Here is a 12,953-nt window from a genome sequence, read left to right as displayed (position 1 = left end):
TGCTGTTATTTTAAAGTACCTGTACTAATAATGGACGTTTCTACATGGACCTTCACGTCTAATTTTCTAATAAGCTCTCTTGTTTTTTTCGATGTCCATTTTCCATGATGATACATTCTAAATTCTTCACTTAAGCCAGCTGGATCTACCTCTGTTTTATTTAATCGCGCTAAAAATTCACTAATATCCTGTTCCAGCTGTTTATTCACATCTTTTTCCAAATCACTTATACTTTCAACTGTAAATAAATGTGATTCTCTTTCTCCCTTATATTCGCTTAAAGTACCCTTTATTTTTAAGAAAATCGTTAATTTGGGTGATTCCATATTTTTATTACTCTCTTTTTTCACACTGCTCTCGATTAAATCAATCATTACCTTTTCTTCTCCATGTCCTGCATTTAAATCAAGGTGCAAAGGAGCAAGATTTTTCTGTCCACTTAAAGCTTGAATAACTAGTGCTTCCTCAGGTTTAATTAATTCATGCATCTGATTCCCTTTAAATATGGCAACGCCTTTAATCTCTAATTTCTCCCCTCGTTTTTCAACATAGGGTAATACTGTATCCACTACAGGATTTGTAATCGAGTACATAAAATCATGAATATTGGTATTGGGGTTAAAAGCAGTATTGATACTCGGCTCTAATAGATTGTTCAAATAAAAATTAATACTTGGCTTATCAGGATAATCTCCTTTTAAAATCGCTTCCGCATTATCCTTCACAACAGCTATCAATACTTTATTACCTACTTCCGCATTGCGATATAAGTGCTGAACAATTTTTCGAACATTCCCTTTCCGCGCAAAATCTTCGTTTACTAAGACAACTCGCAATTGATTGAAGACTATTTTCTTATCGGATTGCTTTTCTATTTCCACGATGCCGCTTGATACTAAATCTGTTGTGATAGAAAAAGTTTGTGTGTCTTTTTCTGCGTCTGGAGAATATTGGGGGATCGCTACTGTGAGTCTCATCTGATTCTCATCGATATAGTCAAAAGCCATCGAATCTACCATCCCAACATCCTCTAGAGGAACTTTTATTTCTTTTTTAGAACAGCCTGCAAGTAAAACGAAAATCAAAAAAGAAATGATGCATAGACGTTTATTTTTCATACCTGCACCTGCTTTTTTCGAATAACATATATCAGGATTAAAAACACTGGCCAGCTTACCAGCACATAGCCTACATAGTTACTTGCCATAAATAATTTTTCCTGGAATTCACGCGAAAAGGGCATTTTTACAATAAAGAAAATGATCAAGGCGATGATATACAACTGATAACTTTGCTTTTTCTTTTTAAGGAAGGTATCCATACCCCTTTTTGCACACCATACATAGGCTGTAATCGAGGATAAGATTAGAAAAACCCAAAGCGTAATGCCAATGATATCGATTCGCTCAATAAAGGTAAATTCTCCTGCCTTAAATAGGTTTAATACTGAAAACTCTACATTTTTTAATTGCCACTCTGAATAATACATGACGCTAATAGCTGTTGTGATAAAGCATAAAAATATACTAATCCAAATACCGATTAAGGAATGACGAAATGCCTTTTTTTGATCGATGATATATGGAAAATAAAATAGAATTAATTCGTAACCAAGGATAGAAAAATATCCTTGCTTTAACGCTTCATAAAATTCCTTAGGCGTAAAATTAAATAGAGGCAAAAAATGACTTGGATCACCTTTTTCAATGGCCCAGCGCGTAAAATAGAATAATCCAATGGTAATAAAAAATGTCATTATACAAAATCGTGCAATAGATTCAATACCCCCACTTACAATATAAATAAGTAGAAGTAAAAAGCAAAGGACAGGCATGGTGATGGTTTGTTCCTGCAATGCTGTACTTTGAATTAAGTGCATATAATTACTAATAATCCCTGCACTAAAAACAATAAATTGAATAATGACGAGTAGATTTATAAATTTTCCGAGCCATTTTCCCAATAATATTTCATTCATTCGAAATAAATCATCATTGGGAAACTTTGAACAAAGCCATACCATCGCAAATAGTGTCAGGCTAGCAATCACACCAAAGAGAAGAGGCATAAATGATTGTGTGTAGCCCATAGGACTTAATTTCTGAGGGAGCGAAAGGATACCGGTACCAATCATAATACTTTGCGCTAAGAAGATGACATGATAACGATTTAACACCTTTCCTTTTGTTGTATTCAAAGTTAACCACCTCATTCTCATTCTGACACTATTTTTTCTGTACTTTTGAAATACCAGTCTTACTTCTTATATATTTAGTTGGAAATCGGATGACACTATCCAATAAATCGCTTGGCTTTCTTGGAATAGCAGGTGTCATATAATGCGTTCCTAAGGATTTGAGACTTAATAAATGGTGGATTAACCACGCAAAGGCGAGCATCTGTCCAAACAAGCCAAATAAACCTGCTGATAAGATAAAAATATAACGAATAAATCGGCTAGTATTACTCATTAAGAAAATAGGCGGTAAGAAGGAAAGTAGTGCTGAGGTAGCGACTAACACAATGAGTATATTACTTAGTAATCCAGCTTCTACGGCCGCTGTACCAATTACAATACCTCCTACGATACCAATGGTTTGTCCGACTTTGGCAGGCATTCGAGAGCCCGCTTCTCGTAAGACTTCAATTATAAGCTCGATAAATAATACCTCAATCAGTGGTGGAAATGGTACCTTACTTCTTGATTCTTGAAGATTTAGTAATAATTCGTATGGCAAAATTTCTGGATGAAAGGTTAAGGCTGATATATACATTGGTGTAATCATGATCGTTAAGAAAAAACCAAAAAAGCGCAGCATCCTTAATAAAGATGCTGTTGTCCAACGGTTGTAGTAATCCTCAATCGACACGAACATTTCAAAAAAAGAAGTGGGACAGACAATAGCTAGTTGACTATTATCCATAAAAACGACGATTCTACCATCCAGAAGATAACGGCAAATACTATCTGGACGGACTGTCATGTAATATTGAGGAAAGGGCGATAATGGATTATCCTCAATTAATTGCTTCAACACGGATATATCCGTAAATAACGGATAATCTACCTGGTCAATACGGTTTCTTAAATCATCTAAATTTTCATGGCTCACGATATTATCCATATACATAATCGATATTTTAATATTGGCTTCTGACCCAACAATTCGGTTTTCATTTTTTAGCATGGAGCTTTGAATCCGTCTTCTCACTAACGATATATTCGTTTCCAGTGATTCTGTAAATGCATCCTGTGGACCAATTACAGTCGACTCTGTTTCCGTATCCGTAATGGCCCTTGTAGGCGCACTATACGTATCGACACTTAATAGGGCGTTGGTTTCGTGAAAAAAAAGAAGGGTTTGCCCAGCATTCAATTTTTTAACGACACCTTTCACATCTTTCGGGTCCACATATTGAGCCATTTGATGAATTTGTTTCAAATTATTAGCTAGTGGAATCGTCACCATGGTTTGTAAGGTCATTTTTTCGATGAGTGAGGAGAAATAAATGACCGTCACATCCCCTTCTTCTGTAGCGATCATTTTCAGTTTTACGTCATCGACTTCGTTAATCTCCTGCTTTAATTTAGCGACAATCTGCTCGGGTATCTCGTTCATTTTTGCTCCACCCCTTTTGTTCCGATAAATACCAGTCCATATCATTCATTTTTTAGTAGTTTGCCTTTTTTTCATTTAATTATGTAAAAATTGTGCTAGCAAAAATAGCCATACAAAAAGGATGCATCCCAATTAGAGATACATCCTTAAAGGTTATTCTATAGAATCTTTGCTGTATCGGTTTTTACCAATACCAAATACATAGTAGCTAATGGTTACGAGAACTAAGAAAATAATGCCCACTATTAATGACACGCGTGTATCATCATTGAACCACATGCCGACTAGTACCATGATTAAAAAGATGATTGTTACATAGTTTGTAATCGGTGCGAACGGCATTTTAAAAGGATGCTTTGCTAGCTGCGCTCCCTTTACTTTTCTAAAACGAATTTGACTGATTAAAATGATAAACCATGGAATCATCCCTGGTAAAACACTCGCACTATACACATAAACAAATAAGTTTTCAGGGGCAATATAACTTAGAATAACACCAGCGACTAAGCCAACTAATACGCCCGCTGTTCCAAATAAAGGCACACCATTACTAGAAAGCTTTGCGAAAAATTTTGGTGCTTGTCCATTCATAGCAAGTGTATATAACATACGTCCAGCACTATAGATTCCACTGTTACATCCTGACATTGCAGCTGTGATGACGACGAAATTAATAATACCTGCAGCAGCTGTGATACCTACCTTAGCAAATGTCGCAACGAAAGGACTACCAATTGTGCCAAGCTCATCCCAAGGATACACTGTAACAATGACAAAGATTGCACCGATATAGAAAATTAAAATTCGCCAAATAATGCTTTGGATGGCATTCGTAATCGTTTGTTGAGGATTTTTTGCTTCTCCTGCTGTAATCCCAATGAGCTCCACCCCTTGATAGGCAGCAACGACTAAAGATAAGGCAAAGAAAAATCCTGTCCAGCCACCTGTAAAGAAGCCACCGTGACTCCAAAGATTAGATAAGCCGATTGCTATTCCATCATTGCCAAAGCCAAAGAAGATGAGTCCGACCCCTGCAATAATCATTAAAATAATCGTAACAATTTTAATCATCGCAAACCAGAATTCAAATTCTCCAAACGATTTGACAGAAATGAAGTTTGCCACACCCAAAATCACCATTGCAATTAGACCAGGTATCCAAGCTGGTAATTCTGGATACCAATATTGCATATACGTTCCTACTGCTATAATTTCAGACATCCCAACAATAACCCATTGGAACCAGTTACTCCACGCTGTTAAGTACCCTGCTAAAGGATGAATATATTTATAGCCAAATGTGGCAAAAGAGCCTGTACTTGGCTCCATATAAAGCATCTCACCCATTGCCCTCATAATGAAAAAAATAAAAATACCTGCAATACCATAGGCAAGGAGTACAGAAGGTCCTGTCCATTGAATAGCACTTGCTGAGCCCATAAATAGCCCAACACCAATCGTACCGCCAAGTGCAATCATTTGAATATGACGTGCTTCTAATCCTCTTTTCAATTCCTTATTGGCCACTCCATAACGCCTCTTTTCCTGTTGTTCTTTCTACGATGTTTTTACTTTAAAATAATAATCAATTTTTCTAAAAAAGACAAATGTATTTTTAGGAAAAACAAAAAATATTACTATTTTAATAGAATAACAAAAAATAGGTAATAACGACGATTTAATTGATGTTTGTACGAAATATGATGTTACTTCAACATAATTCAAATCAGAAAATTCAAAAAACTCTATTCCGTTCAAGTCGAAAGGAATAGAGTTTACTTCGTTATTGTAATAAAGTTTGTTCCTGTAATTTTGCAGAGAAGTATTTACGTGCATCTGCTGTTAGAATTTGTAGCAAAGTCACTTCTTCTTGACGTGCAAATTCTACAAACATCCCACTTAAATTTTCGTAGACATATTTGATTTTAAAGCCACTATCTAAATAATGATCTACTTTTTGAATTTCCTCTGTGCTTTGTTGGAATTCAGACATGCCATCACCTCACCTTCTTTTGAAAATGTCTTGATGTTGTCTCACTTACTCGGCACCCTTCATCTCTAACAGAGGATCTGGTTGCTCCACCAGTTCATCTTCATCTGGGACCGCCGCTGGAGCTGCTGGTTGGCCAAATATTTCATCTAAATTATGTCCGACTGTAATACCTAAATATTTGGCATCACTTGGATCATCTAGCTCAGCTTGTGGATACTTTTTAAACCACCAATACTTCGCTAATACATAATATACAATCGCGCCTACAGCGAACCCTACTAAAGAAGAGTAAGTTGAAAATATATTGGCAACTGCACCACCGATTACCCAGGCGATTAACCCAGCCATATTAAAGCCCTTATAATATTTAAATTGCCCATCTAATTCATAAAGCTCTTTTACATGTACGCGCCGTTTACGAATCAGGTAGTAATCAGCAAATAAAATACCTACAATCGCTGTTAAAATACCGCCAATGATTAATAGGACATTGACCATGACATCAAATAGACTCCAAGGCTGTGCAAGAATACCAATAATCCCTGCAATAACTACCCCTACCCAGAATGGCACTTTCGGTCCACCGATATTAGAGAAAATAGTAGCTGCTGGTACAACGTTGGCAGAGGTATTTGTCGACCATTGTGCTAATACAATCATCAGCAATAGAATCCCAAGAATAAAGCCGCTTGCACTTTGCTGTAAGGCATTAATTGGGTCTGCCGAGGCAACTGCCATATAGCAAACTGCACCAATCGTAACAATGAATGTGTTTGTAATGGGCATGACAATTAAAGAGCCTACAAGCTGTGTTTTATTACGCTTGAACCAATTACGCTCATTTTTGGGTGCTTTAAAGAAACGGGACAAGGATGGCATATCTGCTGCTAAGGTTGCCCAAAAGCCCATATTTGCCATCACCACTACCATAAAGGCGGTAAAAGCAGCGAAGCCTGTTGTTGGGGTTTCCACCCACGTCCAAATATTTTTTCCCTGAGATGTTGCATTATCTGCCAATGTGTAATACATCCAACAAGAAATTAAAATAATGACAGGGGCTGCTAAATCAGCAAAACGCTCAATGGATTTAATACCAAGAGATGTATTAAAGAGTTGAAGCGCTGCAAACACAAGGAAGCAGATAAACCAATTATCAAAGCCAAACAATAAATTTAAAATTCCGTTTATCGCTAATGCACCAAAATACGTATTCAAACCAAACCAACAGGCAGCTGTAACACCACGTACAAGAGAAGGTATATGAGTACCGAATGTGCCAAATGGTGCACGCATATAAACAGGGAAAGATAATCCATGCTCTATTCCGATGTCACCAATTAACGTCATAAAGACGCCAATTAAACAAGAACCTACCAATGTTGCCACAATCACCATTGGTAAGGATAAATTCATGATAGCCGAACCACCAATGGCAAAAGCCGCTAATACAATTGCCATTCCTATCCAAATCACCGCAAAACCAAATGTTCCAATATTTCTTTGTTGATGTGTCACTGGAAGTAAATCTGGGGATTTTAAATAATTCCCTTCACGTTCCATAATGTTTCTCTCCTTTTTTTCTAATTTCCGTGACAACCTACTTGAAGTGCCTTCCTTCACCCAAAATGCTGAAGGAAGGTGGAATTTCGATTTTAATCTTTATTCAAAAATGAACAACGGTCCTTTATTTTGATAGACTGCTAAGAAGTGATTGGCGTTCATTCCATGTCATTGGCGGAATTGTAGATGGGCGTTCAACCATTGAAATGGCTCCATCGACAGGACAAACAATTGAGCATAAATTACAGCCTACGCAGTCTTCCTCACGAACCTTTAGCATTGGGCGACCATCCTCCGTATAAAGGTCAATACATTGATGGGATGTATCCTCGCAAGCAATATGACACTTATTGCAATTAATACAAACATCATTATTAATTTCTGCGACAATTTTATAATTTAAATCTAAATCACCCCAGTTTGAATACCTTTGTACAGAGCGACCAACTAAATCCATGACTGAAGCTAGACCTTTATCATCTAAGTAGTTATTCAGCCCATCAATCATATCCTCCACAATACTAAAGCCATGATGCATTGCTGCTGTACATACCTGTACGCCTGTCGCACCCATTAATATAAATTCCGCTGCATCTTGCCAATTGGAGATCCCCCCAATGCCCGAAATCGGTACATTGACTAATGGATTACGAGCACATTCTGCAACCATGTTCAGTGCAATTGGTTTAACTGCTGGACCACAATAGCCCCCATGAGCTCCTTTTCCAGCCACATGTGGTACTGTATTCCAAGAATCTAAATCAACACCAGCTAAACTGTTAATCGTATTAATCATACTCACAGCATCTGCTCCACCTCGTGTTGCCGCTTCCGCCGTCACGGTAATATCCGTAATGTTGGGCGTTAGTTTAACAATAACAGGTGTACGCGCCGCTTCCTTTACCCAATACGTTTGTTTTTCCACCAATTCAGGGACTTGACCAGAGGCAGAACCCATGCCTCGTTCTGCCATCCCATGTGGACAACCAAAGTTAAGCTCAAGACCATCAACCCCCACATCTTCTACTCGTTTCACAATTTCATGCCATTTTTCTTGCTTTGGTTCCACCATTAACGAGGCAATAATTGCGTGATTAGGAAATTTCTTTTTCGTCTCATAAATTTCTTGTAAATTCACTTCTAATGGTCGATCCGTAATTAATTCAATATTGTTAAAGCCTGCCACACGTTGGCCATTATAGCTAACTGCTGCAAAACGGGAAGACACATTTAAAATCGGTTCTCCTAACGTTTTCCAAACTGCGCCACCCCAGCCCGCTTCAAATGCACGTTGGACTTGATAGCCTGAATTCGTTGGTGGAGCAGATGCTAGCCAAAATGGATTCGGCGATTTGATGCCCGCTAAATTAATGCGTAAGTCTGCCATATAAGTTCCCCCTCTATCCGTACTAACAATCTTTTGTCAACTGAAAGCATAGTGCCAGATACAGGCTGTATGACCACCATTTCAAAACATAGGCTAATGTAATCATTCAGATGGAGGATTAACAGCCTGTATAAACCCGATTGGTGAATCTAACAATCAGTGGAGAAAGAGCCTCCACTGATTGAAGGTTCACTTTATGCAATCTCACTTGGTTTTCTTAAACGTTCATGAATCTTATATGCTGCATCTTTTCCTTGCTGTACAGCGGTCACTACCATCGCTTCACCCTGTCCATTACCAAAGACAACATCTCCACATGCAAATACTTTGTCATTGGACGTTTGCATTGTTGTCTCATCAATGTCTACGACACCATTTGTATGAGCTAAACCAAAGGCTTCAATTAACGATACAAAACGAGTTTGCCCGATGGCTTTAATAACAGCATCCACTTCAATGATAAAATTGGAGCCCTTTACTTCTTCAGGGCGTTGTCGACCATCAGGACCTGCCTCACCAAGCTTCATTTTCACACATTCAATGCCTGTCACCTTTCCTGCTTCATTGCCAATAATTTTTTTAGGTGCAGTTAGCCATTTAAATTCCACACCATCCTGCTTGGCAAATTCATATTCAAATTTGTATGCTGTCATTTCTTTTTCTGTTCTACGATAGAGAATTTGTACATTATCTGCGCCTAAACGCACCGCACTTGTAGCACCGTCTATCGCCGTGTTTCCAGCACCGATTACGGCTACTCGTTTCCCTACAATATCATTTGTAAGCGGTCCCATTTTTGTTTTTCGAATAAACTCAATAGCATCATGTACCCCTTCTAAATCTTCCCCATCAATGCCCAGATTTGGGACAGCACCCATACCGACAGCTAAAATCACACTGTCATACTGAGCCAAAATTTCATCAGCAGAAATATCCACACCTACAGCTGTATTCGTTTGAATGTCCACACCGAGCTGTTCAATCTGCTCTACTTCCCAATCTACGACATCATTTGGTAATCGGAATGCTACAATCCCATAGCTTCCTAAGCCCCCTGCCTTCGCTTCAGCCTCATAAATAGTTACTTGATAGCCTAAACGACTGAGCTCACGAGCTGCCGACAAACCAGCAGGACCTGCCCCTACAATGGCTATTTTCTGTCCATTATGTGGACCTGCCTTAAATAGCTGAGCATTGGTTTCCATTGCCCAATCCGTTGCATAACGTTGTAACTCACCAATTTTAATTGGCTTTGTTGAAGAATTTAAGACACACGCCCCTTCACACAGTTCTTCCGTTGGACAAACTCTTGCACAGCTTGCACCAATTGGGTTTGCTTCTAATATAGTCGTAGCCGAACCCTTCATATTACCAGATGCAATTTTTTTTATGAAATTTGGTATTTGAATACTTGTTGGACATGCTTTAATACATGGTGCGTCATAGCAATACAAACAACGATTGGCTTCCTCAATAGCCTCATTCTTTGTCATCTTACCTTTTAATTCCACAAAATTACGTCTAAGCTGCACGGTCATTGCATTTTCTTGAATCGGAGCCATTTCCACATCCCCCTCATGTGTTCATTTTTTCCGTACCCTAATTACGAAACCGATTGTTTTGCTCTCCAGTCAAAACAATCGGTCCTATCCTGCTAAATGTTTAGAGCTTCCGCAGTTACTGTTTTTAATGGACGTTTAATGTATCGTCCACTGCCAAGTACACCTACAAATTCTTTATTTTTAATGACATATTCCCCACGTACGAGTACACTAACAGGCTCACCTGTTACCTCCCAGCCTTCATATGGGTTATAGTCCACATTCATATGATGTGTTTTAGCTGAAATTTGACGCTGTGCCTCTGGGTCAAAAATGACGATATCCGCATCTGAACCAATTGCAATCGTTCCTTTTTGCGGGAATAAGCCAAATATTTTTGCGGCACTAGTAGAGATCATATCAACAAATTCATTGATGGAAATTCTGCCTTTTGCCACGCCCTCAGAGTATAAGATACTGAAGCGGTCTTCAATGAATGGTCCGCCATTTGGAATTTTCGAGAAATCATTTAAGCCTAATTGCTTTTTACCTTTAAAGCTAAAGGAGCATTGGTCTGAGCCAATCGTTTGTAGCTGTTTTGCCTTTAAGGCATTCCATAAATGTTCTTGATGATATTTAGGACGAAGTGGCGGTGACCAAACATATTTGGCTCCTTCAAAGCCTGGTTGCGCTAATGCGGATTGATCGAGCGTTAAATACGGTGGACAAGTTTCACCATAAACATCATAGCCCTTTTCACGAGCGGCAATAATTTCATCTACCGCTTCTTTACATGTCACATGCACCACATAGAGCTTCGCACCAGCTATATGCGCTAATTCGATAGCACGCTTTGTTGCCTCTCCTTCCAATTCCGCTGGACGAGTTAGTGCATGATAGATCGGTTCCTTATGTCCAGCACGTCTTGCCTCCTCTACTAGCTCATCTATAACAGAGCCATTTTCACAATGGACCATCACTATCGCACCAAGATCCTTAGCGATTTTAAAGGCTTTAAATAATGTACGATCTGTCGCTTGGAATTCTTTTGCATAAGCCATGAAGACCTTGACAGAAGTAATGCCCTCTTGCTCTAATAATTGTGGTAATTCAGCTTCGGTTTCAGGTGTTAGATCACCAATCATCAAGTGGAAGCCATAGTCAATAGCAGACTTTCCTTTTGCCTTGTCATGCCATTTCTCTACGGCTGTCGATAATTTTTCTTCTCCTGCTGTTAAACAGAAATCTAAAATAGTAGTTGTCCCACCAAAAGCCGCTGCAATGGTGCCTGATTTCCAATCATCATCCGTCACCGTGTTATTGAATGGCATGTCTAAATGCGTATGGGGATCAATGCCACCAGGCAATACGTACTTGCCTGTAGCATCAATTATTTCAGCGCCAGCATCCGTTAAATTTTGTCCAATTTGAACAATTTTACCGTTCTCAATTAAAATATCTGCCTCAAATACATCAGCAGCAGTTGCTACTCGTCCACCTTTAATGATTTTTTTCACTATGCCTCTCACCCTTCATCACAAAATTAGAGAATGCTTGATAGTTAATGCAGTGTATATGTTTCGTCCATACTAAACTTCGTTTGTAGCGTTAACACCGTTTCCAATAAAATATCTGCGCCCTTTGCACAATCTTCAAAGGCTGTTTCCTCTTCTTCACAATGACTCTTCCCTTGAATGCTTGGAACAAAAATCATCGCGGAAGGAACCATACTTGCCATATACTGTGCATCATGTCCAGCGCCACTAAACATACGATGAGATGAATAGCCAAAGCTTTGACAAGCTCTTTCTACTTCATTGCAAATCGCACTATCAAAATGCACGGTATCTCTGCCCCATAACTTGACAGGCTGAATATGGCATCCGCCCGCTGTCTCAGGAAGCGCGTTGAGAATATCCTCAACCTGTTGCATGACCTCTGGCTTTTGATGACGTGAATCAATTGTAAATGTCACCTTATTTGGGATAACGGTATGAATATTCGGGGAAACATTCATACGACCAAAAGTAAAAACAAGTTGTTCGTCAATTTTTCCTAATTGTTCATATAGCTCTTTAATGATGGTTGATGCCACAATCATTGGGTCTTTACGCATTGACATTGGGGTTGTACCTGCATGGTTTGATTGCCCACTAATTGTAATTTCATAGCAGACCATGCCTAGCACACCTTCAACCACACCAATTTCCTGCTGTTTTGCTTCTAACACTGGCCCTTGTTCAATATGCAATTCGATATAAGCAAGTGCCTCCTTCAGACGATTGGCTTGCTCTCCCTCATAGCCACTTGCTTGTAAAGCTTGTTGAAAACGAATGCCGTTTTTATCCGTAGATTGGAGCATTTTTTCTTTGTCAAATTTTGAGGTGATGACGCCTGAACTCATCATGGCTGGATCAAAACGTGCCCCTTCTTCATTCGTGAAATTGACAATCGTAAGAGGAATGTCCACTTCGATATCATTTTCCTTTATTGTTCGAATGGCCTCGATCGCTGTTAGTACACCTAACACACCATCAAATCTTCCACCTTTTTCTACTGAATCTAAATGGGAACCCATGACAATGGGTGGCACATTCTTTTTACCAGGAAGAGTGGCGTAAATGTTGCCCATATCGTCCACCTGAATATCCATTCCTAACGCTTTGCAACACTCACAAAAATAGTTTCTTGCTAATACATCCTCATTCGAAAGAGACAAACGTGTGACACCACCATTTTCGGTGGCCCCAAATTGACTAAATTGTTCAATTAACTCTTGCAATCGTCTACTATTACATTTATACATATGCAAGTCCTCTCTTTCACAGTAGTTAATAAACATTCTAAAATAG

10 protein-coding genes are annotated in these 12,953 nt (G+C 38.8%); all 10 read right to left on the bottom strand.

Annotated elements, in window-relative coordinates; genetic code table 11:
• Positions 1-5: 5 nt before the first annotated feature.
• Positions 6-1,118 (bottom strand): Ger(x)C family spore germination protein, encoded by a 1,113-nt coding sequence (locus VK91_RS00850; RefSeq protein ID WP_048389904.1) that lies wholly within the window; start codon positions 1,116-1,118, stop codon positions 6-8.
• The gene (locus VK91_RS00845) at positions 1,115-2,197 is read right to left on the bottom strand and encodes a GerAB/ArcD/ProY family transporter (RefSeq protein ID WP_053075664.1); all 1,083 of its coding nucleotides are present in this window, start codon (positions 2,195-2,197) and stop codon (positions 1,115-1,117) included. The genes VK91_RS00850 and VK91_RS00845 overlap by 4 nt, the downstream gene beginning before the upstream one ends.
• 28 nt (positions 2,198-2,225) lie before the next feature.
• A complete protein-coding gene (locus VK91_RS00840; RefSeq protein WP_053075663.1) occupies positions 2,226-3,620 on the bottom strand; it encodes a spore germination protein in 1,395 nt (464 codons plus the stop codon).
• 153 nt (positions 3,621-3,773) lie between these two features.
• The gene (locus VK91_RS00835) at positions 3,774-5,147 is read right to left on the bottom strand and encodes an amino acid permease (protein WP_048389899.1); all 1,374 of its coding nucleotides are present in this window, start codon (positions 5,145-5,147) and stop codon (positions 3,774-3,776) included.
• 256 nt (positions 5,148-5,403) lie between these two features.
• Positions 5,404-5,613: a hypothetical protein gene (locus VK91_RS00830; RefSeq protein WP_016995612.1), complete on the bottom strand. Its 210-nt coding sequence runs from the start codon at positions 5,611-5,613 to the stop codon at positions 5,404-5,406.
• 45 nt (positions 5,614-5,658) lie between these two features.
• Positions 5,659-7,173, bottom strand: coding sequence for an NCS1 family transporter (locus tag VK91_RS00825; protein WP_036077635.1), 1,515 nt, complete (start codon positions 7,171-7,173; stop codon positions 5,659-5,661).
• A gap of 124 nt (positions 7,174-7,297) precedes the next feature.
• On the bottom strand, positions 7,298-8,560 hold the full coding sequence (preA, locus tag VK91_RS00820; RefSeq protein ID WP_048389894.1) for an NAD-dependent dihydropyrimidine dehydrogenase subunit PreA: 1,263 nt from the start codon (positions 8,558-8,560) through the stop codon (positions 7,298-7,300).
• A gap of 194 nt (positions 8,561-8,754) precedes the next feature.
• Entirely contained in the window at positions 8,755-10,122 is a 1,368-nt protein-coding gene (locus VK91_RS00815; protein ID WP_048389892.1) for an NAD(P)-dependent oxidoreductase, read from the bottom strand.
• Between the two features lie 92 nt (positions 10,123-10,214).
• Positions 10,215-11,618, bottom strand: a complete 1,404-nt coding sequence (gene hydA / locus VK91_RS00810; protein WP_048389890.1) for a dihydropyrimidinase — start codon at positions 11,616-11,618, stop codon at positions 10,215-10,217.
• 44 nt (positions 11,619-11,662) lie between these two features.
• Positions 11,663-12,907, bottom strand: coding sequence for a Zn-dependent hydrolase (locus VK91_RS00805; RefSeq protein WP_048389888.1), 1,245 nt, complete (start codon positions 12,905-12,907; stop codon positions 11,663-11,665).
• Positions 12,908-12,953: the final 46 nt, after the last annotated feature.

It is taken from the genome of Lysinibacillus sp. LK3 (genome assembly GCF_001043675.1).
GTDB classification, from domain to species: Bacteria; Bacillota; Bacilli; order Bacillales_A; family Planococcaceae; genus Lysinibacillus; species Lysinibacillus capsici.
The sequence above is the reverse complement of the archived record's forward strand: the minus strand, read 5'-3'. Positions and strand labels throughout refer to the sequence as shown.